24 protein-coding genes and 1 riboswitch are annotated in these 23,707 nt (G+C 66.8%); of the genes, 12 read left to right on the top strand and 12 right to left on the bottom strand.

Going from position 1 to position 23,707, the window contains the following annotated elements; translation table 11 throughout:
* Window positions 1–124 precede the first annotated feature (124 nt).
* Window positions 125–340: riboswitch (cobalamin riboswitch) on the top strand.
* Window positions 341–527: 187 nt separating this feature from the next.
* From J2X52_RS02295 to J2X52_RS02265, 7 genes are all read left to right on the top strand, one after another.
* Window positions 528–3,032, top strand: coding sequence for a ribonucleoside-diphosphate reductase subunit alpha (locus J2X52_RS02295; RefSeq protein ID WP_310148054.1), 2,505 nt, complete (start codon window positions 528–530; stop codon window positions 3,030–3,032).
* 186 nt (window positions 3,033–3,218) lie between these two features.
* Window positions 3,219–4,268, top strand: coding sequence for a ribonucleotide-diphosphate reductase subunit beta (locus J2X52_RS02290; RefSeq protein WP_310148052.1), 1,050 nt, complete (start codon window positions 3,219–3,221; stop codon window positions 4,266–4,268).
* 863 nt (window positions 4,269–5,131) lie between these two features.
* On the top strand, window positions 5,132–5,626 hold the full coding sequence (locus J2X52_RS02285) for a flavodoxin (protein WP_310148049.1): 495 nt from the start codon (window positions 5,132–5,134) through the stop codon (window positions 5,624–5,626).
* The gene (locus J2X52_RS02280) at window positions 5,598–5,942 is read left to right on the top strand and encodes a thioredoxin family protein (RefSeq protein ID WP_310148045.1); all 345 of its coding nucleotides are present in this window, start codon (window positions 5,598–5,600) and stop codon (window positions 5,940–5,942) included. The genes J2X52_RS02285 and J2X52_RS02280 overlap by 29 nt, the downstream gene beginning before the upstream one ends.
* A complete protein-coding gene (locus tag J2X52_RS02275; RefSeq protein ID WP_310148042.1) occupies window positions 5,942–6,361 on the top strand; it encodes an acyl-CoA thioesterase in 420 nt (139 codons plus the stop codon). The genes J2X52_RS02280 and J2X52_RS02275 overlap by 1 nt, the downstream gene beginning before the upstream one ends.
* Before the next feature lie 213 nt (window positions 6,362–6,574).
* Window positions 6,575–7,057: a manganese-binding transcriptional regulator MntR gene (gene mntR / locus J2X52_RS02270; protein ID WP_310148039.1), complete on the top strand. Its 483-nt coding sequence runs from the start codon at window positions 6,575–6,577 to the stop codon at window positions 7,055–7,057.
* Between the two features lie 108 nt (window positions 7,058–7,165).
* Entirely contained in the window at window positions 7,166–7,561 is a 396-nt protein-coding gene (locus tag J2X52_RS02265; protein ID WP_310148036.1) for a hypothetical protein, read from the top strand.
* 754 nt (window positions 7,562–8,315) lie between these two features.
* Here J2X52_RS02265 and J2X52_RS02260 read toward each other — a convergent pair.
* The 4 genes from J2X52_RS02260 to J2X52_RS02245 all read right to left on the bottom strand — a co-directional run bounded on the left by J2X52_RS02260 (window position 8,316) and on the right by J2X52_RS02245 (window position 11,866).
* Window positions 8,316–8,492 (bottom strand): hypothetical protein, encoded by a 177-nt coding sequence (locus tag J2X52_RS02260; protein ID WP_310148034.1) that lies wholly within the window; start codon window positions 8,490–8,492, stop codon window positions 8,316–8,318.
* A gap of 425 nt (window positions 8,493–8,917) precedes the next feature.
* Entirely contained in the window at window positions 8,918–9,811 is an 894-nt protein-coding gene (locus J2X52_RS02255; RefSeq protein WP_310148032.1) for a fructose bisphosphate aldolase, read from the bottom strand.
* Window positions 9,812–9,894: 83 nt separating this feature from the next.
* Window positions 9,895–10,605, bottom strand: a complete 711-nt coding sequence (locus J2X52_RS02250) for a superoxide dismutase (protein ID WP_310148029.1) — start codon at window positions 10,603–10,605, stop codon at window positions 9,895–9,897.
* A gap of 280 nt (window positions 10,606–10,885) precedes the next feature.
* A complete protein-coding gene (locus J2X52_RS02245; RefSeq protein WP_310148026.1) occupies window positions 10,886–11,866 on the bottom strand; it encodes a pepsin/retropepsin-like aspartic protease family protein in 981 nt (326 codons plus the stop codon).
* 124 nt (window positions 11,867–11,990) lie between these two features.
* On the opposite strand from J2X52_RS02245, the gene J2X52_RS02240 reads away from it, so the two are divergent.
* Window positions 11,991–12,710: a response regulator gene (locus J2X52_RS02240; RefSeq protein WP_310148023.1), complete on the top strand. Its 720-nt coding sequence runs from the start codon at window positions 11,991–11,993 to the stop codon at window positions 12,708–12,710.
* The gene (locus J2X52_RS02235; protein ID WP_310148020.1) at window positions 12,707–14,047 is read left to right on the top strand and encodes an ATP-binding protein; all 1,341 of its coding nucleotides are present in this window, start codon (window positions 12,707–12,709) and stop codon (window positions 14,045–14,047) included. Before J2X52_RS02240 ends, J2X52_RS02235 begins: the two co-directional genes overlap by 4 nt.
* Before the next feature lie 177 nt (window positions 14,048–14,224).
* On the opposite strand, the gene J2X52_RS02230 is transcribed toward J2X52_RS02235, so the two are convergent.
* Genes J2X52_RS02230 through J2X52_RS02215 form a run of 4 tightly spaced genes read right to left on the bottom strand, consistent with a single transcriptional unit; the run spans window position 14,225 to window position 16,423 of the window.
* Window positions 14,225–14,398, bottom strand: coding sequence for an oxidoreductase-like domain-containing protein (locus tag J2X52_RS02230; RefSeq protein ID WP_310148017.1), 174 nt, complete (start codon window positions 14,396–14,398; stop codon window positions 14,225–14,227).
* 1 nt (window position 14,399) lies between these two features.
* Window positions 14,400–15,242: a phosphatase PAP2 family protein gene (locus J2X52_RS02225; RefSeq protein ID WP_310148014.1), complete on the bottom strand. Its 843-nt coding sequence runs from the start codon at window positions 15,240–15,242 to the stop codon at window positions 14,400–14,402.
* A 25-nt stretch (window positions 15,243–15,267) separates the two neighbouring features.
* Window positions 15,268–16,242, bottom strand: coding sequence for a transaldolase (locus J2X52_RS02220; protein ID WP_310148011.1), 975 nt, complete (start codon window positions 16,240–16,242; stop codon window positions 15,268–15,270).
* A gap of 31 nt (window positions 16,243–16,273) precedes the next feature.
* Window positions 16,274–16,423 (bottom strand): hypothetical protein, encoded by a 150-nt coding sequence (locus J2X52_RS02215; RefSeq protein ID WP_310148009.1) that lies wholly within the window; start codon window positions 16,421–16,423, stop codon window positions 16,274–16,276.
* 197 nt (window positions 16,424–16,620) lie between these two features.
* On the opposite strand from J2X52_RS02215, the gene J2X52_RS02210 reads away from it, so the two are divergent.
* Window positions 16,621–17,637, top strand: coding sequence for a 3-oxoacyl-ACP synthase III (locus J2X52_RS02210; protein ID WP_310148006.1), 1,017 nt, complete (start codon window positions 16,621–16,623; stop codon window positions 17,635–17,637).
* Window positions 17,638–18,218: 581 nt separating this feature from the next.
* Here the strand turns inward: J2X52_RS02210 and J2X52_RS02205 are convergent.
* Together J2X52_RS02205 and J2X52_RS02200 are read right to left on the bottom strand one after the other, a co-directional pair.
* Window positions 18,219–19,943 carry a GAF domain-containing protein gene (locus J2X52_RS02205; protein ID WP_310148003.1) on the bottom strand — a complete coding sequence of 575 codons (1,725 nt, stop codon included), beginning with the start codon at window positions 19,941–19,943 and terminating at the stop codon, window positions 18,219–18,221.
* Window positions 19,940–20,527 (bottom strand): biliverdin-producing heme oxygenase, encoded by a 588-nt coding sequence (locus J2X52_RS02200; RefSeq protein WP_310148000.1) that lies wholly within the window; start codon window positions 20,525–20,527, stop codon window positions 19,940–19,942. The genes J2X52_RS02205 and J2X52_RS02200 overlap by 4 nt, the downstream gene beginning before the upstream one ends.
* 159 nt (window positions 20,528–20,686) lie before the next feature.
* Between J2X52_RS02200 and J2X52_RS02195 the strand changes: the two genes are divergently transcribed.
* Window positions 20,687–21,589, top strand: a complete 903-nt coding sequence (locus tag J2X52_RS02195) for an alpha/beta fold hydrolase (RefSeq protein WP_310147997.1) — start codon at window positions 20,687–20,689, stop codon at window positions 21,587–21,589.
* A gap of 111 nt (window positions 21,590–21,700) precedes the next feature.
* Here the strand turns inward: J2X52_RS02195 and J2X52_RS02190 are convergent, their stop codons facing one another.
* Both J2X52_RS02190 and J2X52_RS02185 read right to left on the bottom strand, forming a co-directional pair.
* On the bottom strand, window positions 21,701–22,129 hold the full coding sequence (locus J2X52_RS02190) for a YkgJ family cysteine cluster protein (protein WP_310147994.1): 429 nt from the start codon (window positions 22,127–22,129) through the stop codon (window positions 21,701–21,703).
* Between the two features lie 258 nt (window positions 22,130–22,387).
* Window positions 22,388–22,861, bottom strand: a complete 474-nt coding sequence (locus J2X52_RS02185) for a YiiD C-terminal domain-containing protein (RefSeq protein WP_310147991.1) — start codon at window positions 22,859–22,861, stop codon at window positions 22,388–22,390.
* Window positions 22,862–22,927: 66 nt separating this feature from the next.
* Here J2X52_RS02185 and J2X52_RS02180 point away from each other — a divergent pair, with 66 nt between their 5' ends.
* Window positions 22,928–23,704 (top strand): uroporphyrinogen-III synthase, encoded by a 777-nt coding sequence (locus J2X52_RS02180; protein WP_310147986.1) that lies wholly within the window; start codon window positions 22,928–22,930, stop codon window positions 23,702–23,704.
* Window positions 23,705–23,707 lie beyond the last annotated feature (3 nt).

The raw sequence follows: 23,707 nt of genomic DNA, 5'->3' as shown, positions 1-23,707 counted from the left end.
TGCCCTTCGCACCCCGATCTGCATCCACCGGCCCGCACGAAGGGCTTGACGAACGGCGATTCCCGTCATGAAGCCGCCTGCCGCGCGTTCACTACATTTAGCGTTGACGCTGCCGAGGTACCCCACTATCTTGGGCCCGGTCGGTTCCGCGTCCCCCCAAGGGCTGTGGATTAAAACGGGAAGCCGGTGACGCCTCGCGCCACTCCGGCACTGCCCCGCAGCGGTAATTGGGAACAAACCCGCCACCAGCACTGGAGCAATCCGGGAAGCGGCGGGGGAGGAGAAGGCGCTGCCTTCGTGCCCATGAGTCCGAAGACCTGCCGACAGCCGCGTGGAGCACAACGCGCGGTGCCGGCTGCGGACGTCCCGTGGGGGGCGGGTTGCGTAAGTGGGGGGCGATGGCGCTGTGCGCCCGATCGCGATTCCTGCGACGCCGCCCATCCACCCTTGGATCGCCCAGCAGCCGCCGGACCCGACGCGGGGTGGGCCGGTCGTGTGCGCGAATGCACTGGATACAGAGAGGACGCATGACCAGCCACGAGACCCTCGCGACCGACACCCCGGCCGCCGCCGCAAACGCCACGCCAGACACCGTCACCGCGCCTGCCACACCCACCATTTCCGTTGCGCCGCCCGCCGTCGAACCCGACGACGTGGTGCCGCCACCCCCGAGTGCCGCCATGAACACCGCAATTGCAGAAGTCTTCGACGCCGACGCCGGCGTTTCCAACTGGATCACCAAGGAAGCCGGCAACCGCCGCATTCCGTACGACCGTGCGCGCCTGGAGCGCAGCATCGATCGCACCCATGCCGAGTTCCCTCAGCTCGACATCGCCGACTACAAGCGCAGCGTGTTCGGCTTCGTCGAGCGCAAGGAGGCCGTCAACGCCGACGATCTGGTCGACCATCTGATCCGCGAGGCCGAGGCCCGCGTCGATGTCACCGCGCCGGAGTGGGAATTCTTCGCCGCCCGCCTGTACCTGCACCGCCTGTACAAGCGCGCCAGCCGCAACCGCTTCTACGACGCCGAGCAGAAGTACGGCTCCTACGTCGGCCTGCAGGAGTCGCTGGCCGACCGCAACATCTATTCCAACGACATCCTGCGCGCCTATTCCAAGGAAGAGCTGCAGGAAGCCGGCCGCATGATCGAGCCCGAGCGCGACAGGCTGTTCGCCTACAACGGCCTGTACCTGCTGGCCACGCGCTACCTCGCCACCGACACCTCGCGCGCCGTGTTCGAGCTGCCGCAGGAACGCTGGCTGACCATCGCCCTGTACCTGATGCAGAACGAGACCAAGGGTGGCCGCGAGCGCCGCATGCAGCTCGTCGGCGAGGCCTACTGGGCGCTGTCGAACCTGTACATGACCGTGGCCACGCCGACGCTGCAGAACGCCGGCAAGGTCGGCGGCCAGCTGTCGTCGTGCTTCATCGACACTGTCGACGACAGCCTGCAGGGCATCTACGACTCCAACACCGACATCGCCCGCGTCTCCAAGGGCGGCGGCGGCGTGGGCGCGTACATGGGTTACGTGCGCTCCAGCGGCTCGGCCATCCGCGGCGTGCCCAACTCCTCCGGCGGCGTGGTGCCGTGGATCAAGCAGCTCAACAACACCGCCGTGTCGGTGGACCAGCTGGGCCAGCGCAAGGGCGCGGTCGCGGTCTACCTCGACATCTGGCACCGCGACATCGAGAACTTCCTCGACCTGCGGCTCAACAACGGCGACCAGCGCCTGCGCGCGCACGACGTGTTCACCTCGATCTGCATCCCCGACATCTTCATGGAAGCGGTCGACCGTCGCGGCGACTGGTACCTGTTCGACCCGCACGAGGTCCACAAGATCAAGGGCTTCTACCTGCAGGATTTCTTCGACGAGAAGAAGGGCGACCCGAACGGCAGCTTCCGCCGCAAGTACGAGGAAGTCGTGGCCGACGAGCGCATCAGCCGCAAGACCGTCAAGGCGATCGACATCTTCAAGCGCGTGATGGTGAGCCAGCTCGAAACCGGCAACCCCTTCATGTTCTACCGCGACGAAGTGAACCGGAAGAACCCGAACAAGCACGTCGGCCGCGTGTACTCGTCGAATCTCTGCACCGAGATCCTGCAGAACATGAGCCCGACGAAAATGATGCAGGAGATCATCTCCGGCAACCAGATCGTCACCACCAAGCAGGCCGGCGACTTCGTCGTCTGCAACCTGTCGTCGGTGAACCTGGGCCGCGCGATCGTGCCGCAGGCCGGCCAGAGCGATCTGATCACCGACGTGCTCGAGCGGCTGATCCCGATCCAGGTGCGCATGCTCGACAACGTGATCGATCTCAACATGCTGCCCGTGCCGCAGGCCACGATCACCAACCAGAAGTACCGCGCCATCGGCCTCGGCACCTTCGGCTGGCACCACCTGCTGGCGCAGAAGGGCATCCAGTGGAACGACGCGCAGGCCGAGGATTTCAGTGATTCGCTGTACGAGCGCATCAACTTCCTCACCGTGCAGGCCAGCATGGAACTCGCGAAGGAAAAGGGCGCCTACCCGGTGTTCGCCGGCAGCGACTGGCACACCGGCGCCTACTTCAGCGACCGCAGCTACAACTCGCCCGAGTGGCTGGATCTGGCCGCGCAGGTCGGCGTCAACGGCATGCGCAACGGCTGGCTGATGGCGGTCGCCCCGAACATGTCCACCGCACAGATCGCCGGCTCCACCGCGTCGATCGATCCGATCTACTCCGCGTTCTATTACGAAGAGAAGAAGGACTACCGTCGCCCGGTCGCCGCCCCCGGCCTGTCGCTCGAGACCTGGCCCTACTACGAGAAGGGCGCCTACAAGGTCGACCAGTTCGCGTCCGTGCGCCAGAACGCGCGTCGCCAGCGCCACGTCGACCAGGCGATCAGCTTCAACTTCTACGTGCCCAGCACCATCCCCGCCCGCACCCTGCTCGACCTGCACATGACCGCGTGGAACCTCGGCATGAAGACCACGTACTACGTGCGCTCGAACGATATCGATATCGCCGAGTGCGAATGGTGCAGCAGCTGATCGCAGCGCGATTGCTTTGATTGAACCCTTCCCCCTTTGGGGGAAGAGCCTGCCCCGTACTTGATACGGGGTGGCCCGAAAGGCCGGATGAGGGCGCTCTTACGCACCACGCAAAGAGCCCCGCCCTCACCCCAACCCCTTTCCCACAGGAGAGGGGCTCAAGACCGAATTCCGAGACAGACATCCATGGCCGCGACTGCTACCCCGCTCGACCGCATCAAGATCCTCGAGCCGCGTCACCCCAACCGCTCCACCGGCATCATCAACGGCCAGACCAGCGGCATCCTCAACTGGAACGACATTCCGTATCCGTCGTTCTACCGCGCCTACAAAGAACTCACGACCAACTTCTGGATTCCGGACGAGGTCGACATGAAGAGCGACGCCAAGCAGTACGGCGAACTCTCGGCGCGCGAGAAGAACGCCTACGATTCCATCATCGGCCTGCTGGCCACGCTGGATTCGCCGCAGACGCGCTACATCTACAACGTCGCCGAATACATCACCGACCCGGCCGCGCACGCCAACGCCGCGATCATCGGCCAGCAGGAAGTGATCCACAACGAGAGCTACAGCTACGTGCTGGCCTCGATCACCGGCCTCGCCGACCAGAACCGCGTGTTCGAACTCGCGCGCACGCATCCCACGATCATCGCGCGCAACCAGCCCATCATGGAGTCCTACAACGACTTCATGCGCGAGCGCTCGGCCGAAACGCTGATCCGCTCGCTGGTGCAGTCGTCGATCCTCGAAGGCATCAACTTCTATTCCGGTTTCGCGTACTTCTACAACCTGGTCCGCCAGAACCGGATGACCGGCACCGGCAAGATCATCAGTTTCATCAACCGCGACGAACTGGCGCACAGCAAGTTCATCAGCGAGCTGATCCGCGCCATCGTCGGCGAGAACCAGTCGCTGCAGGGCGATCAGCTCACCCAGTACGTGCACGACGCCTTCGAACACGCGATCCAGCTCGAGACGCGCTGGACGAGTGAAGTGCTCGACGGCATCGACGGCATCGACGTCGACGAAATGGTCCGCTACGTGAAGTACCGCGCCAACAAGATGGCCGGCATGCTGGGCATCGAGAAGCTGTACTCCGACACCACCGACAACGTGATGCCGTGGATCAAGGCCTACGCCGACAACTTCACCGAGACCAAGACCGACTTCTTCGAGATGCGGAATGCGTCGTACAAGAAGACGAATTCGGATAACGGGTTTGATGATTTGTAAGGGAATAGCGGCTCTGATGTAGGGCCAAGTTTCTGCAGCGCTCGGAGGTCAGATTGGACATCTTGGATGCGGGAAAGCTTGCCTTCTTCGTCGCCTTCGTAATCCCAGGATTCATTAGCCTGAAGTGCTATCAGCTCGTGTTTCCTGGAACGTCACGACCCGCGTCCGATCAGCTTGTAGATGCGATTTCTTACAGCTGCATCAACTATGCACTTCTTTCCGTTCCCCTCTTACTGATCTGGAAATTTGAGCTCGCGGATCGCGCACCGTACCTGTATTACCCGCTCCTGTTTTTCGCACTATTCATTTCTCCAATACTTTTGGTTCTTCTGTGGAAGTACATAAGAACTCGCGACCTTCTTCAACGTAGTGCTCCGCACCCAACCACTAAGCCTTGGGACTTCGTCTTTCAGCAGAGGAAGTGCCACTGGGTGAAGGTCACTCTGGGAAATGGTGAAGTTATCGCGGGTCGCTATGGACCAAGATCATTCACTTCAAGCGCACCGGCCGAGGAACAGATCTATCTAGAAGAGCGTTGGGTGCTTGGTGAAGACGGCGAGTTCCTTCGCAAAGTGAGTAGGACAGATGGCGTTCTTGTTACCTCGAAAGACATATCCCTTATCGAGTTCAAGGAGTAAGCAATGAAAACTGGCCCGCACCCCGTTCACGACGGGTATCAGCCCAAAATTGTCGAACGAGGCTATCAACCAAGCCAGCCCGCACAGCCGACGCTGCCTGCTTATGAACCTAAGCCCCAAGGGGGCTATCAACCCACCAACCAGCAAGATCATCCAACTACGCCCCCGGGAAAAGACTGATCTCTGACCACAAAGGTTCTTAAGCCACTTAGTCGCCAGAAAGTAATGCGCATCCTCCTCGCCCACACATCGCTGAGCGGCAACACCCGCGATGTCGCGCGGGCGATTCATGCGCGGTGCGAAGCACTGGCCCATGCCGTCACCTGGATCGATGCCGACATCCAGACGCTGGCCAAGGCCTGTCCCAACGGCGCCGAACACGATCTCTACGTGCTCGGCAGCTGGAGCATCAACGCCGGGCGCACACCGCCGGAGATGAAGCGCTTCATCGCCGAGCTGGTCGAGGCGGTCGGCAAGCCGGAGCGCGTCGCGGTGTTCGGCACCGGCGAGACGCAATGGGGCGAGGAGAACTACTGCGGCGCGGCGCGGCGCATCGCCGCGTTCTTCGGCACGCCCTACCCGCGGCTGGAGATCGAACAGATGCCGCACGGCGAGCGCGACGCCACCAAGATCCAACGCTGGACCGACCAAATTCTTGCCATCACTGAAACACCGTTCGAGAACATCCCCCATGCAGACGCTCCACGCCTCCACGCCTGACGACTACGCCGCCGCCCTTGCCGCGCATCCGCGCCTGCTGGTGGATTACTACAAGGACGATTGCCCGGGCTGCAAGATGCTCGACATGTCGCTGGCGAAGTTCGCCGCAAGCGCGGATGCCGAAGGCGTCGCGCTGCTCAAGGTGAAGATGGAAACGATCGGCGAGGACTTCTTCCGCGGCTTGCACCTGCGCCAGACGCCGACGCTGTCGCTGTTCAAGGACGGCGCCGAGGCTGCGCGTCTGCCGGGCTTCCAGGCGCCGCCGCAGATCGCACAGGCGGTGGCGGCGCACTTCGCCACGGCGGACGCGGGTTGATGGCACCGCTCGACGACACGCCCAAGACCGAGGCGCGGATGCTGGAGATCGTGTTTCCCGATCACACCAACCATCTGGGCACGCTGTTCGGCGGCACCGCGCTGGCGTGGATGGACAAGGCTGCCTTCATCGCCGCCTCGCGTTATGCGCGTCGCACGGTAGTGACCGCGCGTTCGGAGCAGGTGGATTTCAAGCTGCCGATCAAGCAGGGCCAGCTGGTGGAGACGATCGCGCGCGTGGTGGAAGTGGGCCGCACGTCGATGCAGGTGGAAGTGGAACTGATCGCCGAGGACCTGCTCAGCGGCGACCGCGAGCTGTGCACGCGCGGGCGCTTCGTGATGATCGCGCTGGATGCACGCGGCCGCCCGGCGCAGGTCGCGCAGCTGCCGAAGGCCGGCGAGGCCGGGGCCGCGCCATGAACGAGCTGTCCATCCTGGAGTGGATCGCGCTGGGGCTTTTCATCGGCCTCATCTGCGGCGCCGTGCTGACGTTCTTCAAGCGCAAGCGCTGAGACATCGCCGCCTCGCGCGCCGAATCGCCTGCGTGCGTTGTGCGATCGGCTGCACGCATCGAATGAACGCGCGTGGGGACGATCGGCGACAATCGCCGCGTCACCCGCTCGATCCGCCGCCATGTCCGCCCGCAAGACCCCGCCTGCCGAGGCTGCACCCGCAAGCGCCGCGTCGAACGCGGGCCTGCCCGAGGCCAGCGTGCACGTGGAGAATTTCCGCCAGGTACGCGAGGCGCGGCGCTCGGAACTGGTGGAGGACTACGTCGAACTGATTTCCGACCTGCTCGCCACCACCGGCCGCGCACGGCAGGTGGACATTGCGCGGCGCCTCGGCGTGGCCCAGCCCACCGTCGCCCGCACATTGCAACGCCTGGTGCGCGACGGGCTGGTGCTGCAGAAGCCCTATCGCGGCGCGTTCCTGACCGAGGCCGGCGAAACCCTCGCCCGCGCCAGTCGCGTGCGGCATCAGACGGTCGAATCCTTCCTCGTCGCATTGGGCGTACCGCCCGACATCGCACGTCGCGATGCCGAAGGCATCGAACATCACGTCAGCCCGGAAACGCTGGCGGTGTTCGAGGCGTTCGTCATGAAGTCACGCGGCTGAAGCGCCATGCGCGGTGACGATCAGAGGCGCCGGTGCCCACTCCGGGTTACTAGACAGTGCGCGCGTCGACATGGCGCCGCCGGACGCCGAGGCGGGTCGGCCAGGGCCTTGAGACCGTTTACCGTGCTCGCGGCTGCGACGGCCTGTCTGCTCGGCGGCTGCTTTTTCGAACCTTCTGCAAGCGGCGCCTTCTCCATGCAGCCAGGGACACCTGCCGATGTCGTCTTCAGGTGTGTCGAAGCCACGATCCGGGCACAGACACATGCCACCTGGGAGGACGTGACGCTCAGGGACGGGCCGGCGGGCGTTCTCGAGACTGGCGATTTCGCCAGCATCAACCGTGTCGGTTTCCGCGTGCGGGTTCGCTATGAAGCAGCCGTAGGCAAGGGCAACATCCAGTTGAAGGCAAGCGGCCCTTACTTCACAGACCTGGGCGCTGACACCGCGCTCGCGACATTGCTGTCCGCACCCTGCCTGACATCGGGCTCACGCCGGGCGCACTGATCGCGGGATCAACCCACCGCATACCTCAACTCAGCCCACGAGATGCTGGCCCGGTGCAGGAAAGCACTCCTCCTGCATCTCTCTCGGTTGCCAGACATGGGCGGGCGCAGGGGGTGGCGGTGCCCGCAATTCATCGCGAAGACCGGACGTCTTCGTTGCAAGTGTTTGCTCGTTCACGACCGGCTTCCTGTGTGCATTGCAGTCAATGCGCGCGACCGTAATCGCCACGCCGTGAAGTGGGCGCGTGGGCCGAGCATTCATGCATGCAGACCTGACGCGCGGCGAATCGCGTCACCCAGTCAGGGGGCGGACCGGCTGCTATCGGCGCGTACCCGCGCAGTCCGGACGTGTCACGCCATGCCCGGTACGCGCGCTCAAATCTTCCGTACGCAGCGCCCTGCGAACCTGGATCGGAATCGGCCGCTCGCGCTACCGAACACGCAAGGGACGCCGTGCGGCGGGCCATTCCGCGTCTTCAAGCGATTGAATCAGAAGACACTGGATTCCCGCCTGACCGGACAGGCGTCCGTTGAAAGCCGCGGGAATGAAGGCCGTGTTCGAAGGGTCTGTAGCAGCGGTCTGCTCGACGCAGCAATCTGCCGGAAGGTGCCGGGAAAGTCCGTCGATGGTCGAGAAACCGCCAGTGGAGTTCCAGCGCTGGCCGAGTGACCGCATCGCCCGACGCCGGCCGACGGTAAACGACCGATGCGCCGGACGTGTCGCTGGCTTCCGCATGCAGCGCAGCGAAGCCGTATCAGCCCGCCCGCTGCGCCAAAGCGGTATAGCGGGTCTGTACCGGAGCCGTTGCACGCGGATCATTGGCAGCCAGCGCACGGTTGCCGATACGGGTTTTGAAGGAACGCGAAGCGTCCTGATTCCCCGCCTTTGGGCGGCGCACCATGTAGTGGGTAACGAACGTCGGCTGTGACATCTGCTGATCCTCCAGGCCTGTGCCTTGATGGATCAGACCCTAGGAGCGCAGCGCGCAAGCCGGGGTGTAATCAGCGCGTTGAGGCCGATCATGTTCATGCCTGCGTCGGGGTTGTCGCGAACGACTCCACTCGAACAAACGGCTTGCTAACACGATGGCCCGATTCGTTCACGCGTTCGCGCCGCGGGCATCACATCTCGCTGATCCGGACCTTTCGAAGACGCGGCGAGGCCCGTCCAGCATCGGCGGCGGCACGATCGCGGTGATGGACCGCGCAAGCGCTTGGCCCTCGCGCGATGCAGGGCCTGTTTTGAATCGATGCCGCCGTTTCGGACAGGAGGCAATCCTCGCGACGCGGCGTTTCACTTACACAAAAAGGCCGGCGCATCAGCGCCGGCCTTGGATGACATTCCCGCTGCGGCGCGTCAGGCCACCGATGCCCGATAGATCGATTCGATCGCCGTGTCGAGCGATGCGTTGAAGTCGTCATCGCTCTGCTTGGCGCTCAGGCCCTCGGTCAGCGCGCGGCTGAAGCTGGCGACGACGCCCGGGTTCTTCGCCAGACGCGCGTTGGCGTTCTCGCGGCTGTAGCCGCCCGACAGCGCGACGACCTTCAGCACCGCCGGGTGCTCGACCAGTTCGCGGAAGAAACCGTCGACCTCGGGCAGGGTGAGCTTGAGGATGACCGGCTTTGACGGAGACAGCGTGTCCAGGCGCTCGAGCAGGCCCTGCTTCAGCGTGGTTTCGATGTCGGCCTTGTCGGCGGCGTTGATGTCGACTTCCGGCTCGATGATCGGCACCAGGCCGGCGCCCAGCACCTGCTGGCCGAGTTCGAACTGCTGGTCGAGCACCGCGGCGATACCGGCGGCATTGTTCTGCTTGATGACCGAACGTTCCTTGGTGCCGAACACACCCTTGGCCTTGGCGCGTGCGAGCAATTCCGGCAGGCCCGGAATCGGCTTGAGCAGCTGCACGCCGTTGGCCTCGTCTTCCAGGCCCTTGTCGATCTTCAGGAACGGCACGACGCCCTTGACCTGCCACAGGTACTCGGCGGCGCCCTGGCCTTCGAATGCGTCGTCGAGCGTGCGTTCGAACAGGATGGCGCCGAACACGCGCTCGCCACTGAAGGCCGGGCTGGTGACGATGCGTGTGCGCATCTGGTGCACGAGCGCGAACATTTCGGCGTCATCCGCGTATTCGCTTTCCTCGATGCCGTAGAGCTTGAGGGCCTTGGGCGTGCTGCCGCCGCTCTGGTCGAGTGCGGCAATGAAACCCTGCCCCGACTTGATCCTGTTCAACTGTTCCTGATTCACGGGCATTGGGCGAAGTCCTGTGCGAGTGGTCGAAGACCAGGGGCGGCGATGATACCGCCCCGGCCGGGAGTCGCGGGTGCGCGGGCGCCTCAGCGCTTCGCGGCGGTGGCCGCTTCGAAGCGGCGATTGACCTCGTTCCAGTTGACGACATCCCACCAGGCGCCGACGTAGTCGGGCCGCTTGTTCTGGTACTTGAGGTAATAGGCGTGTTCCCAGACGTCGAGGCCCAACACCGGCGTGCCTCGCGTGTCGACGACATCCATCAGCGGATTGTCCTGGTTGGGCGTGCCGGTCACGGCCAGGCTGCCATCGGACTTGACGATCAGCCACGCCCAGCCGGAGCCGAACTGGGACTTGGCGGCTTGGTTGAAGGCCTCACGAAACGCGGCGTCGGAGCCGAAATCCCGGTCGATGCGTGCGCGCAATGCGGGCGACGGCGTACCGCCCGTGCCCGGCGCCGCCATGACGGTCCAGAACAGGCTGTGGTTGTAGTGACCACCGCCGTTGTTGCGCACGGCGGTGTCGTAGTCGGAGATGTTGTCCATCACCGCCTCGATGGAGGTGTTGGCGAGCGCGGGGAACTCCGCCACCTTGCCGTTGAGGTTGTCCACGTAGGCCTTGTGGTGACGGCCGTGATGGATCTCCATCGTCTGCGCGTCGATCGCAGGCTCCAGCGCATTCGCCGCATACGGCAGATCAGGCAGCGAGAACGGCGCGGCGGTCTCGGCCGCGCGGGCGGTCCACGGCGAGACGGCCAGCGCGACGGCGCAAGCCGCGGTGAGCAGGGTGACAGCACGCATGGAAGAACTCCTACGCAAGCCCAAAGGCGGGACGGGGATCGCCGGACGACCCACGATGCAGGCCGGAACCTCCCGATCCTTGCACGACCTGTTGTGTAACGACTGTCGTGACCACCCGCCGCAACCGCGCCGCCCCCCAGCCAACGACACAGGCTTCGCGGTGCGCTGTCCGCGGCCACCGGCTGGGCTCTATGGATTGCATCGCTGCGCGGAAACGCCGGGCACCGCCTCGGCCTGGGCCGCAATCGACACGCCCGTCGGCGCGGCCGTGGCAAAGCCGCTAGGGAGTGCGCGCACGTGCGGTGTCGACCAGCTCGCCTGCACGCAGGCAGATCCCGGCGCCATTGGCGAGCACGTCCATGCGGCGATGCCGCAGGGCGTCGATGCCCAGGATCAGTGCAGGCTGTTCCCCCAGACCGAGCGTGGCGAACACCGGCAGGTCGCTCACCCGGACCTCGGCCGGGGCCATCTGCATCGCGTCGATCTGCAAGGACGGCAGCGCGTACAGCCAGGTGTCGGTGACCTGTTCGGAGATGCCCCGCGTGCCGCCCTCGCGCGGGCGCAGCCGCGCGGGGTCGTCGTACACGCCGAGCGCGCGGGCCGCGGACGGGTTGAGTACCGTCTGCGCCGCGCCCGTGTCGACGACCGCGATGGCCGGTACCTGGTGGGCGCCATCCTCCAGTTGCGCCGGCGCGAAGGCGAAGCGCTGCAGCGCAGGATTTCGTTGTGGCAGTGCGTTGTCGAGACAGCCGAGGCGCGGCACGGTGCCGGGCGACGCGAGTGTCAGCCGCTCGGCCGGCAGATCGAAGCCCACGTCGAACCGGGCCATCAGATCGTTGCCGAGGATGCCCTCGATCGCCGGCGCGCCGTCGACGGCGATGGCGGACAGATCCATCGCCAGCAGCTGCGCTTTCCAGCGAAAGCCATCGGCCGCCAGGTCGAGGGTGTGGGTAACCCCCATCGGCGCGGCGCTGCCGCCAGCACCCTGCACCTGCATCTGACGCGGCGCTGCCTGCAGTAGATCGAGCGCGTCTGCCAGCGTGCTGTCGAGCACGCTGACGCTGGCGGCGGTATCCACCACGAAGCTCAACGGACGGTCGACGCCGTCGATGCGGACCTGCACGCGGGGATGCTTGCCCACCATCTGCATCGCGATCAGGTGCGGGGCAGCGTGCTGCGTGTCGGGCGACGGGGTGGACGCCACTGCGGCGGGCAGGCCCAGCCACAACAGGCATGCGGTGAGTACGAGACGCTGCGACATGATGGAATCCCATCGGAAGGAGCGCGTCATTCGGCACGTGCCCGGTATCGGGGTGATGTCGGCCACGCCGCGCTATGCGTCGAGGCCGATACACGCGTGATACAGACGCGGGCGACAATGCCGCATGGCAGCGCAGACACCCCGGATCGTCGTGGTCGACGACGACGCGAGCATTCGCGATGCACTCAGCGATTACCTGTCGCGTCACGGATTCGACGTGCGCGCCGCAGACGGCGCGACCGCACTGGACCGGTTGCTGGCACAGGCACCGGCCGACCTGGTGGTGCTGGACTGGATGATGCCGGGCGAGGACGGCCTCTCGGTCTGCCGGCGCCTCGCCGGTTCCGACATGGCGGTGCTGATGCTGAGCGCGCTCGACACGCCGCCGGATCGCGTGATCGGTCTCGAAGTGGGCGCCGACGATTACCTCGCCAAACCCTTCGACCCGCGCGAACTGCTGGCGCGGGTGCGGGCCCTGCTCCGGCGCGGCCATCAGTTGCGGCAACAAGCCTGTGCGCCTGCCGTCGGCTACATCTTCCAGGGTTGGACGCTGCGCATCGACCTGCGAACGCTCGCGGCGCCAGACGGCAGCGACATCAGCCTGACCGCAGGTGAGTTCGGGTTGTTGGCCGCATTCGTCGAACGCGCCGGCCGCGTGCTGGCGCGCGAGCGTCTGATGGCGCTGACCCACGGTGACGCGGCCGAGCCTTTCGATCGCGCGATCGATCTGGCGATCAGCCGGCTGCGCCGCAAGCTCGCCCAGGCCCACGCCGACGGGCGGACCTTGATCCAGACCCTGCGCGGCGAGGGCTACCGCTTCACCGCACACGTGCACCGCCTGTGAGCCGGCCATACGGCATCTTCGCCCGCGTCGCCGGCCTCGCATTGGCGACCCTCGTGCTGGCGCAGGGCGTGGGCTTCGCGGTGGTCGGGTGGTGGCCGGCGCCGCCCGCGCCGACGATGAACCCGGCCCAGGCGATCGCCGCATTGTCCGGCGATGCCGGCGTCACGCCGGACCTGCGCGTGCGGACCCAGGCGGACGCGCCGGTCGGCGAGTCGGTGCCCTGGCTGGTGGAGCTGGCTGCGCACAGTCTGCAGCGACCTGCTTCGCAGATCCGGGCGGTGTGGGGGCAGGCACCGGCGGTGTCCCTGCAGATCGTGGAGTCAGGCCGCCTCTCCCCGGCCGGACCCAGCGCCCGGCATCAGAACCACGTCCACGCGGCGTTGCTGGTGGCGGGACTGCGTTTGCCGGCGTTCGAACTGGCGGCCGCCCAGCCCGATGGCACGTGGCGCATCGTCGGCAGCTCGGATCCGGGGCGCGGGCAGTGGCGCCGCCAGGTATTGCTCGCCCTAGCGCTGGGCGCGTTGCTGATCGCACCGATCACGTGGTGGATGGCCCGCCGCCTCACCTTGCCGCTGCGGCGCCTGGCCGACGCCAGCCGACGCATGGATCTGGCCGCACCCGCGCAGGCGCTGCCGATCGAAGGCGCGCGGGAAGTGCGCATGCTCGGCCAGGCGATTGCCGAGGCACACCAGCGCCTGCGCGCCCAGGCCGAGGATGTGACCGTGGCGCTTGCCGCCGTCGCGCACGACCTGCGTACGCCCCTGACCGGCTTGCGACTGCGCGCGGAGAGTGCCCCTTCCCCCGATCGCGAACGCATGATCGCCGACATCGAGCGGATGCAGGCCATGATCGTGCAGGTGCTGGCCTACGCCCAGGGAGAGGTCGCGCCGCTGCAACGCGAACCGGTGGATGTCGCGTCGCTGGTACGCGAGCTCGCTGCTTCCGCCACAGCGGCCGGCCAGCAGGTGCAGACACGGATCGACGCCGCCGCCACGGTGCCGGGGGATGCGCTGGCGCTCCGCCGCGCCGTGTCCAACCTCATCGACAATGGCGTCCGCTACGCCGGCGCGGTCGAAATCCTGCTCCACGTTGTGGACGCGCGACTGTGCATCGACGTGGCGGACCGGGGACCTGGGATTCCGGCTGCGGCCCGCGCGCGCTTGCTGCAGCCGTTCCAGCGCCTCGAACACTCGCGTAACCGGGACACCGGCGGCGCGGGCCTGGGCCTGGCGGTGGCGCATACGGTCGCCCGGCGGCATGGCGGCGTGCTGGAACTGCACGACCGCGAAGATGGCGGCTTGATCGCGCGTCTGGCGTTGCCACTGGCCGAACCCTGAGCAGGCCGCGGCTGGCTGAAGATCAGGACGTCACGGGTGCACGACCGGCCTGCTGGCGCCCATGATCGCAATCGAGGCATGCGCCGGAATGCGCGGCGATGACGACAGCTGCGCCTTCAGCCGCAGCTGACCGTCCCGTTCGAGCGGGCTCGCCCTGCCTCACCGGCGCCGCCCACATCATGTTTCATCGGGATGCCGCGCCCGCCACGCGGCGAGTTGTTCGCGGTAGTACTGCAGGTCTTCGGCATAGCTGTCGTGCACGCAGACCGCGCAGCCGCTGTCGCAGCAATCGCTGGGCAACGGCGCTTCCGGCGGCAACGGGCGCGGGTCGTGGACGGGCGGGGTCGACACGTCAGTCGCGCGCGTCCGCCGTCGGGATCGGCGACTGCCGCAGGCCGATGGTTTCGGTATCGCAATGCGTGGGTGTAGCGCCGACGGCGCGCTGCGCGGCGATCTCGCGGCGTGCGGCGTCCAGATCCGCGCGGAACTCGGGCGCGGCCTGCAGTCGCGCATAGGTCGCCGCGCCGACACGTTCGCCCCCGACGATGTCGCTGTGCCAGTGCAGGTTGCAGACCAGCCGGCTCTCGCCGAAGGCGCGGCCGCGCTGCAGCAAGGTGTCGGCCCGCGCGGGTGCGAGTTCGACCAGGGCCAGCGTCCAGGTCCAGCCGATGGCGGCGTGGCCCGAGGGATACGAGGCACTGGTCGCGAGCTTCCCGGCGTCCTGCGGCGTGCACATCGGCGCGGCATTGCGCACGAAGGGACGGTCGCGTTGCCAGTGGTCCTTCGCGGCGCGGCCTGCATTGGAGGCATCGGCGAGGCTGCGACGCAGCAGGCGTACGAGATGCGGGGTGCGCGCTGCACTGATCTCGACCCCGAGCGCGCAAGCGAACAGCGGTTCGGCCGCCGGGAACGTCAGGTCGGCATCCACCGCCGACTGCTGCCAGCGTGCTGTGTCGTAGAGGGCGAGACTGCGCACGGCGATGGCATCGTCGTGCGCCTGGCCAGCAGAGCCAGGCGCGGGCGGCGCTGGCAGCAGCGCGCGGCTGTCGAAAGCAGGCGCGTCGAGATACCCGATCGTCACACCGGGCCGGCTTTCCGGCACGACCACGTCCACGCGAAGCGCGGACGCTTCGCGTGCGGGCAGCGCGCAGGCGGCCAGCAGCGACAGCAGTGCGCCGCACGCGGCGATGCGCATGCCCCCGGGCACACGCCTACGCAAGTCAGCGCGCCTGGAGACGCTGGGTGATGGTCGCCCGCAGTGCGTCCAGATCCTTCGTGAAGCCGGCGATGCCATCGCGCAGTTTTTCGGTCGCCATCGGATCGGCGGCAAGGTCGGCGGCATAGCGCGCGGCGTCGACCGGCAACGCGGTTGCGCCGTCGCTGTCGCCCGCCTGCATCTTGCGCGGCAGTTCGCCATGCTCGGCGGCCAGCTTCTCCAGCAGGTCCGGCGCGATGGTCAGGCGGTCGCAGCCGGCCAGCGCCTCGATCTGCGCGGTCGAACGGAACGAGGCGCCCATGACCACGGTCGGCGAGCCTCGACGCTTGAACTCCGCATAGACGTCGCGCACGAAACGCACGCCCGGATCGTCGTCGATGGTCACCGGCGTTTCGCCGCGGGCGACGTGCCAGTCGAGGATGCGGCCGACGAACGGCGAGATCAGGAACACGCCCGCTTCGGCGCAGGCGATCGCCTGGGTGCGGTTGAAGATCAGCGTGAGATTGCAGTCGATGTCCTCGCGCTGCAGTTCCTTCGCCGCGCGGATGCCTTCCCAGGTGGCTGCGATCTTGATCAGCACGCGCTCGCGCGACACGCCGGCGTCCTGGTACATCTCGATGAACTGGCGCCCCTTGGCGATCGTCGCCTCGGTGTCGAAGGACAGATCGGCATCGACCTCGGTCGACACGCGGCCCGGCACCAGGCCGGCAAGCCGGCGACCGACGCCGACCGTCAGGCGATCGACGACCGTGCGCGCGATGGTGTCGATGTCGCCATCCAGATCCGCGGCGCGCTCGAGCTCGCGATCGACGAGATCGGCATAGATCGGCAGGTCCAGCGCCTTGCGCACCAGCGTCGGGTTGGTCGTGCAGTCGACCGGCTTCAGGCGCGCGATGGCATCGGCATCGCCGGTGTCGGCGACGACCACCGACAGATCGCGCAGCTGTTCGAGTTTGGACGCGGAAGTTGCAGCGGACATGGACACCTCTGGGTTCGGGACGCGCCGCGCTTCAGGCGGGGCCGTCATTGTCGCGCCCGGCGTCGTCGAGGGCCACCCGGACGTGACCGCCGCCAAATCCCGCGCGTCGAGCCGGCAAAAGCAGGTCGTCGCCTGCCTGCGGCGCAACCGGCCTCCACACGATGGCGCTGGCGATCGACATACGCGCAATGCGACCGTCCAGGCTGGGTCTGCCGAGCCGTCGGACCGACGCCGGAGGCGCTTTTCCGGGCCCGTGGCGCTTGTGCCGCACTGGCGTCAGGCCCGTGGCGCCCGGGTTTTGCGTGACCCCCCGTCATGCGTCCCCCCGCTGAAGCGGTTACCCTATGCGGCTCCTTTGCCAGATCCGGCGGCCAGCCCATGCTCTTCAAGAACGTCGCCATCGCCGGCCTCGCCCATGTCGATGCGCCGAACCGCGTGACCAGCGACGCCATCAACGAAAGGCTGAAGCCGACCATCGACCGCCTCGGCATCAAGACCGATGTGCTCAAGGACATCGCCGGCATCCACGCCCGCCGTCTGTGGGACGACGAGGTGCAGGCGTCGGACGCGGCGACGATGGCCGGCCGCAAGGCGCTGGAAGACGCCGGCATCGACGTCGGCAAGCTGGGCCTGCTGGTCAACACCTCGGTCAGCCGTGACTACCTCGAGCCGTCCACCGCCAGCATCGTCGGCGGCAACCTCGGGATTCCGGACACCTGCCAGAACTACGATCTGGCGAATGCGTGCCTGGCCTTCGTCAACGGCATGGATGTCGCCAGCCGCATGATCGAGCTGGGCGAGATCGATTACGCACTGATCGTCGACGGTGAGACCGCAAATCTCGCCTACGAGAAGACCATCGAGCGTCTGCTGCGCCCGGAGACGACCGAAGAGGATTTCCGCAACGAGCTGGCCACGCTGACCCTGGGCTGCGGCTCGGCGGCGATGGTGCTCGCACGCGCCGATCTGCTGCCCGACGCCCCGCGCTACAAGGGCGGCGTGACGCGCTCGGCGACCGAGTGGAACACCCTGTGCCGCGGCAACCTCGACCGCATGGTCACCGACACCCGCATGCTGCTGATGGAAGGCATGAAGCTGGCGCAGAAGACCTTCGTCGCCGCGCGCGAGGCAATGGGCTGGGTGGTCGACGAGCTGGACCAGTTCGTGATCCACCAGGTCAGCAAGGTGCACACCGGCGCCTTCATCCAGTCCTTCGGCATCGACCCGGCCAAGGTCCACACGATCTTCGGCGAGCACGGCAACATCGGCCCGGCCTCGGTGCCGATCGTGCTGAGCAAGCTCAAGGAACTGGGTCGGCTGAAGAAGGGCGACCGCATCGCGCTGCTGGGCATCGGGTCGGGCCTGAACTGCACGATGGCCGAGGTGGAGTGGTAAGGCATCTGCGCACGTCCTGAGCGATGAAAAAAGGCCGGGTTTTCCCGGCCTTTTTCCTGCCTGAAGGCAAGCGCGCAACGACATTCGCACGCGGCCTGTCCGTTGAGGCGGGACGCTTCCAGCAATGCGTTCGTGTCGAACACACCGCTGTTCTTCGACATGTTGCCGGGCACCTGTCGATGCCGTCGACATGAACGTTCCGAAAGATGCTGACGCCGCTGGACCGCGTGCGGGCGGCCGGTCGCGCAGGGACCCGCGGCGGTCTGTATGCACATAGAGCCGCGCGGTGTGGTGGACGGCAACATGCGAACGGAGGATTCACGTACGTTGCGGGCGACGCCTCCGCAGGCGGGAAGTGCAAGATCGCGCGCTCGATGTCCGTTTGCTCAAATGCTTGGTCCATGGAATCGAAACGACAGTCGATGGTCCAGCGATGCGGGCACGCTGCATGGCGCAGATGGTCACAGGTGCTCCTGCGACGTCCCTGGGGCTGACACATGCTGGAAATAGCGACGCCGTCAGATCGTGGCGATCGAAGCGCCCGAAGGCGCCTTTTCCCGTCAGTGTGGCAGACGCCGCGCCTAGTTGGCGTTCGCCGCGCTCGCCGTGCCGATCATCGATTGCAGATCGCTTTCGAGCTTGTTGATGCGGTCCGACAGCTGCGTGGCCTCCTGCGGGCTGACGTGCACCAGCCCTTCGAGCAGCTCCGAGAGTTGCAGTAGACGTGTCCTCTGTTCGCTAACATCCAGGCGGACACGCCGCGCGCCCATGTCGCCGAGCTCGGCATGCAGTGCGCCGCGACGATAACGCTCCCGCAACATCGCGTACAGGCGACCGGCGATGCGCCGATCGGCATCGCTCCACGGCGAGCTGCTGCCGCGCACGGTTTCGTGCCAGGCGGAAAAACTCGCGCGCGGGCCGATCTTGTTGCCGTCGTGATCGATCAGGAACGGTGTATCCGGACGCCCCGCCCAACGCACTTCCTCGACCTGTTCGCAGCGGAAGAAGAACAGCCACTCTTCACGGGCGAGATCCAGCGGCAGCGCGAGCACACCGGCGATGCCATCGGCATCCTCCGGGCTGCTGGGGTTCCAGTCGCTTGTCTGCTCGGTGCTGACCGCGCCGGTACCGGTGTTGGACCGGCGCAGCCAGTCGAGCAGCACGGGCAGGCGCGTTTCATCCGGCGCGCGGCCAGCGCTGTACCAATGACCGGCCTGCACGAGGCCGACGCCGTCGCTCTCGACCGCGCGGTTGAGCAGGCCCAGTTCGCTCTGCAACGCAAACCGCGGATCGGCGGCGTTCTCCAGGCGCAGAGCGAGCGTGTCGCGGGCGGCGCGCGCGCGCTCCTCGAGCAGCACGGCATCCTGCTGCTCACGCGAGGCGATGCGCATCGACACGAACAGACCGAACATGTCGGCCGCCGCGCGCACGCCGGGCGGCACGCGCCGGGGTGTGCGGTGGTGACACGCGATCAGCCCCCACAACCGGCCGCCCGAGACGATCGAGATCGACATCGAGGCCACCACGCCCATGTTGGCCAGATATTCCAGATGCACCGGCGACACGCTGCGCAGCGCCATCTGTGCAAGGTCGAGCGCGCCGCCGTGGCTGTCGCGATCGGGGAGGATCGGCACCGGCACATACGTGGCGTCGGGAATCACCCGGATGCGGTTGCGCAGGTAGAGCATGCGCGCCTGCACCGGGATATCGGACTGCGGATAGCGCAGGCCCAGATACGCCGGCAAGGCGGCATCGCGGGATTCGGCCACCACTTCGCCGGAATCATCGTGGCGGAAGCGGTACACCATGACCCGATCGTAGCCGGTCAGCAGGCGCACCTGCTCGGCCACGCGCTGGTTGAAATCGTCGATGTCGTCGCTGCCGGCGACACGGGCGATCATCGTCTGCGCGACGACCGTCGGTGAGCGCTCACCGGCGCTGCGCGGCTGCGGCTCGACTTCGATATGCACCAGACCGTCGGCGACGTGCACGCTGATATCGCACAGATTGGCCATCGGGCCGATATTGCCGACCGCGGCGCGTTGCGGCGGCGCGCCGGGCTCACCGAAGCCGATCGTCTCGGCGATCGCCTGGATCAGATCGTCGGTCAGAAACTCGCGCAAGGAATGCCGCAGCATGTCCTCGGGCGTGGCGCCGGTCAGTGTTTCGACGTTCGCCGAGACGTGGCGGATGGTCCAGTCGGGCAACTGGCAGCTGATCAGATAGCCGTGCGGCTGGATCGCGCCCGACAGGTGGATCGGTTCGTTGGCGCAATCCTGGAGTGCGCGTTCAAGCGCTGGATTCATGCAGCGGGCTCCTCTCGGGGGGCGGGCATTGCGGCGAAGGCCCGCTCGAAACATGACTGGACCAGCAGGAAGGCATCGCGTGCGCCCTGCAGGAGATGGGTGCGTGGCAGAGCGGTGTGTGTGGAACGCGCACTCAGGCGATCGAGCACGTTGCGCCAGGTGTCGCCACCGGCATGCCGGGCGAGAAACCGTGCGCCCGCGTGTTCGTGATGGCCGAGTGTCTGCACACCCCGCACCAAGTGACGCGCACCCACACTGCTGCCTGCCATCACGTATTCCCAGCCCAGGCGCTCGTCGGCCTCGGTGACGAAACCGCGCACACCGGTGGGCGGCAACGGCGCCAGTGCCAGATCGTGCAGATCACTGGCTAGCCAATATGATGCGCGCGGCACCGCGCCGATCACGCTCTCGAAATCGGCGGCGAACCGGTGCATGCCGACCAGATAGCGTCCATAAGCGAGCGGCGTGCCGAGACCATCGACGAAAGAGGCATCGACGCGCGCATGCAGATCCGAGGTTTCCGCGCGCAGAAAATGGCGCAGGTCATGACGCTCAACATCCAGTTTGCTTAGGGCCGTATTCATGTTTCCAGCATACGCCGATGCATTTTCGCGCACCGTCTTTCGCCGAACATAGGCAGTGAATCTTCAGCACTGTGAAGACCGGCCTTTACGTTTGCGCCGTCGCCCGCGCGTACGACGCTTACAATGCAACGCATTCATCGCAGCCCCGGCCGTGTAACCGTGCAGCTTCCCGACTATCCATTCGAAGGCCACCGTTTCGAAGCGCGCCCCGGCGTGCACATGCATTACCTCGACGAAGGTCCGCGCGACGGTGAGATCGTGCTGATGCTGCACGGCAATCCGTCGTGGAGTTACTACTGGCGCCACCTCGTACTCGGCCTGCGTGATCGCTACCGCTGCATCGTGCCCGACCATATCGGCATGGGGTTCTCCGACAAGCCCGACGATGCGCGCGGCGCAGTGCCGCGTTACGACTACACGCTGGCCTCGCGCGTCGAAGACATCGGCGCCCTGCTCGCGCACCTGGGCATCGACGGGCCCGTGACACTGGCGGTCCACGACTGGGGCGGCATGATCGGTTTCGGCTGGGCGCTCGAACACATGCCGCAGGTCAAGCGGTTGGTGATCACCAACACCGCTGCCTTTCCCCTGCCCTCCGACAAGCCGATGCCTTGGCAGATCGCGCTCGGCCGTGACTACACGGTGGGCGAGTGGATCATCCGCGGCTTCAATGCGTTCTCTGCAGGTGCCTCCTGGCAAGGCGTCGAGACGCGCATGCCGGCCGACGTGCGCCGCGCCTATGTCGCGCCCTATGACACCTGGGCCAACCGCATCAGCACCGTGCGTTTCATGCAGGACATTCCGCTCGGCCCGAAGGATCGCGCCTGGCCGCTGCTCGAAGCGGCCGGTCAGCGTCTGCCCGAGTACGCCGACCGCCCGGCTTTCATCGGCTGGGGCCTGAAGGACTTCGTGTTCGACCACCATTTCCTTGCCGGCTTCCGGGCGGCGCTGCCGCAGGCCGAGGTCATGGCGTTCGAGGATGCCGGGCATTACGTGCTCGAAGACAAGCACGCGGTGCTGGTGCCGGCGATCCGGACATTCCTGGATTCGAATCCGCTGTGAGCGTCGCACCAGGTGCTGCACGCAGCGCCGCCGGGTGGTGAAGCACAGGCAAGCGAAAGCCGCCGCACTTGCTGATGCCGTATATCCGGCAATCGTAGCTCCGCGCGGCGATCAGCCGATGGGCGCAGCGCCCGCAGGTGACAGCCCAGCGGACGATGCTGCCGGCGCGTTCGTATCGAGCAGCACGAGGTCGATCGCAGACGTCCAGTCCGCCGCGCCGAGCACCGGCAAACCGTGCGCAAGGCGCGCCCGATCGCACTGCGGGCTCGCCTCGCCGGTTTCCCAGGACGCCTGCACGTCGCGGCAGGCCTGCGGTCGCACCGCATGGATCGTGCATCGGGAGAACGTGCCGATCTCGGCCTCGAGCGCGATGCAACGTGGCTGCGTTTCCCAGGTGCCGCGCATCACCACCTGATGCGGACCGAAACCCTCGGTCAGCGCCTGCGGCACGACACCGCCGGACGCGTCGGTCTCCATCCAGTGCATGGACACCCGGTAATGGCTGCAGCAGGCCCCACAGGTCATACACGGATGGCGCATGGGACGACCCCGTGGATCGCAGGCATGGAAGGAGCGCGGATTCTTCGCAACGGCGGCGGCGCGCGCAAGTGCCATCGAATGGCGGCTCCAGCCGTATCTCCCGCGCGGTCTGCGGGCGGAATGGAAATCCGGGTCATCCGGGTTGCGCCGGTCGAGGACCGTCGCCTTCGACTTCTCGGCGCGCACGCCAATGCACGCCTGCATGCCGCCGGCAGCAATGAAGCGCACGCATGCCGGCGGTGACGCGGCCATCGAGCATCAGGCCTCGGCGGTGGGCCGCCGGATCGCCACGTAGCGCGCCTGCATTTCAGTCGCGGTGCCACCATCGGGCAAAGCGATGCGCGCGGTGAGGGCGACACGCGCGCGTCCCCGTTCGCGCAGCGTGCGAGCGAACATGGCCCAGTCGCCGCTGGCGCCGTCGAGCGTGGCTTCGGCTTCCAGGTCGGCCAGTAGCGGGGCGCGATAGCGGACCGTGGAATCGGCCACATAGACCTCGGCGTCCAGACCGGCCTGTTCGACCCGAAGGGTGACCAGTCCCCAGGCGGCGAGCGTCATCACCGAGACCAGGCTGCCGCCGAACGCGGAGCCCTTGTCGTTGACGTGCGAGGACAGCGGCGCATGCAGGCGTAGGCAATCGCCGTCGTAGCCGGCGACGGACACATCCATCGCCGCGACAGGCGGCATCGAACCGTAATACGCCTCGAGGGCGCGGAGCGAATCGTCGAGCGTCATGCGGAATCCTGTGGGGGTGCGGTCGTCCGGCTTGCGCCGCACCACCGCAGCCACCAAGCTTGGCGCATGCATGCCGCGCCGGCTTTCCCGCATCTGGCGGGATACTACGTCATCTCGCTACGACCGGCCGGTGCACATTCAGGCCTGCGCCGGGAGGCCGCACGCCTCGGTGCGCGAACATTTGCGCTCTCGCCCTGGCGCATCGCGCATCGCGATGACGCCGACACCCGCGCCGCTCTGCGGGATGCACTCGCCGCCGATGCCGTGATCTTCACCAGTCCGCCGGCGGTGACTGCTGCCAAGGCACTCCAGCCACTCCTCGCGCGGGACGGACAGCCGTGGCTGGCCGTCGGCGCGGGCACGGCCGGCACCCTCGAACGCGCCGGCATCGTCGGCGTTCGCGCGCCTGCGCGCATGGACAGCGAAGGTGTGCTGGCATTGCCGGAGCTGGCTGAAACCCGAGGCCGGCGCATCGGCCTGATCACCGCGCCGGGCGGGCGAGGCGTGATCGCACAGGCATTGCGCGACGCGGGCGCGGACCTGCGCCGCGCCGATGTCTACGCGCGCGTGCCGACGCCGCCCTCGCCGTCGCGCATCGCCCGCCTGCTGGCCCTGCCCGGGCCGTGGCTGCTGCCGCTGAGCAGCGGCGAGGCCTTGCAGCGCACGCTGGCAGCGCTGCCCGCCGATGCGGCCGGACGGCTGCGCCAAGCCCATGTGGTGGCTGCAAGCGCACGACTGGCGGATCTGGCCCGGGACAGCGGTTTCGAATGGATCGCCCTGGCGGCGGATGCCCGCCCTGTCTCGCTGCTGGCAGCGGCAGGACCGGAGCGTCCCACCAGCTGAATG

The organism is Luteimonas sp. 3794, assembly GCF_031456825.1.
In the GTDB taxonomy this organism is placed as follows: domain Bacteria; phylum Pseudomonadota; class Gammaproteobacteria; order Xanthomonadales; family Xanthomonadaceae; genus Luteimonas.
Note: the sequence above shows the minus strand (reverse complement) of the source record. Positions and strands in the feature narration are given on the sequence as shown.

Bases quoted from the DNA above. Each gene is read 5' to 3' on its own strand.
- J2X52_RS02210 (WP_310148006.1), top strand. From the start codon at position 16,621: ATGCTCTTCAAGAACGTCGCCATCGCCGGCCTCGCCCATGTCGATGCG.
- mntR (WP_310148039.1), top strand. From the start codon at position 6,575: ATGTCCGCCCGCAAGACCCCGCCTGCCGAGGCTGCACCCGCAAGCGCC.
- J2X52_RS02280 (WP_310148045.1), top strand. From the start codon at position 5,598: ATGCAGACGCTCCACGCCTCCACGCCTGACGACTACGCCGCCGCCCTT.
- J2X52_RS02285 (WP_310148049.1), top strand. From the start codon at position 5,132: ATGCGCATCCTCCTCGCCCACACATCGCTGAGCGGCAACACCCGCGAT.
- J2X52_RS02290 (WP_310148052.1), top strand. From the start codon at position 3,219: ATGGCCGCGACTGCTACCCCGCTCGACCGCATCAAGATCCTCGAGCCG.
- J2X52_RS02245 (WP_310148026.1), bottom strand. From the start codon at position 11,866: ATGTCGCAGCGTCTCGTACTCACCGCATGCCTGTTGTGGCTGGGCCTG.
- J2X52_RS02180 (WP_310147986.1), top strand. From the start codon at position 22,928: ATGCATGCCGCGCCGGCTTTCCCGCATCTGGCGGGATACTACGTCATC.
- J2X52_RS02185 (WP_310147991.1), bottom strand. From the start codon at position 22,861: ATGACGCTCGACGATTCGCTCCGCGCCCTCGAGGCGTATTACGGTTCG.
- J2X52_RS02190 (WP_310147994.1), bottom strand. From the start codon at position 22,129: ATGCGCCATCCGTGTATGACCTGTGGGGCCTGCTGCAGCCATTACCGG.
- J2X52_RS02240 (WP_310148023.1), top strand. From the start codon at position 11,991: ATGGCAGCGCAGACACCCCGGATCGTCGTGGTCGACGACGACGCGAGC.
- J2X52_RS02220 (WP_310148011.1), bottom strand. From the start codon at position 16,242: ATGTCCGCTGCAACTTCCGCGTCCAAACTCGAACAGCTGCGCGATCTG.
- J2X52_RS02295 (WP_310148054.1), top strand. From the start codon at position 528: ATGACCAGCCACGAGACCCTCGCGACCGACACCCCGGCCGCCGCCGCA.
- J2X52_RS02225 (WP_310148014.1), bottom strand. From the start codon at position 15,242: ATGCGCATCGCCGCGTGCGGCGCACTGCTGTCGCTGCTGGCCGCCTGC.
- J2X52_RS02215 (WP_310148009.1), bottom strand. From the start codon at position 16,423: ATGTCGATCGCCAGCGCCATCGTGTGGAGGCCGGTTGCGCCGCAGGCA.
- J2X52_RS02275 (WP_310148042.1), top strand. From the start codon at position 5,942: ATGGCACCGCTCGACGACACGCCCAAGACCGAGGCGCGGATGCTGGAG.
- J2X52_RS02250 (WP_310148029.1), bottom strand. From the start codon at position 10,605: ATGCGTGCTGTCACCCTGCTCACCGCGGCTTGCGCCGTCGCGCTGGCC.
- J2X52_RS02205 (WP_310148003.1), bottom strand. From the start codon at position 19,943: ATGAATCCAGCGCTTGAACGCGCACTCCAGGATTGCGCCAACGAACCG.
- J2X52_RS02260 (WP_310148034.1), bottom strand. From the start codon at position 8,492: ATGTCACAGCCGACGTTCGTTACCCACTACATGGTGCGCCGCCCAAAG.
- J2X52_RS02255 (WP_310148032.1), bottom strand. From the start codon at position 9,811: ATGCCCGTGAATCAGGAACAGTTGAACAGGATCAAGTCGGGGCAGGGT.
- J2X52_RS02200 (WP_310148000.1), bottom strand. From the start codon at position 20,527: ATGAATACGGCCCTAAGCAAACTGGATGTTGAGCGTCATGACCTGCGC.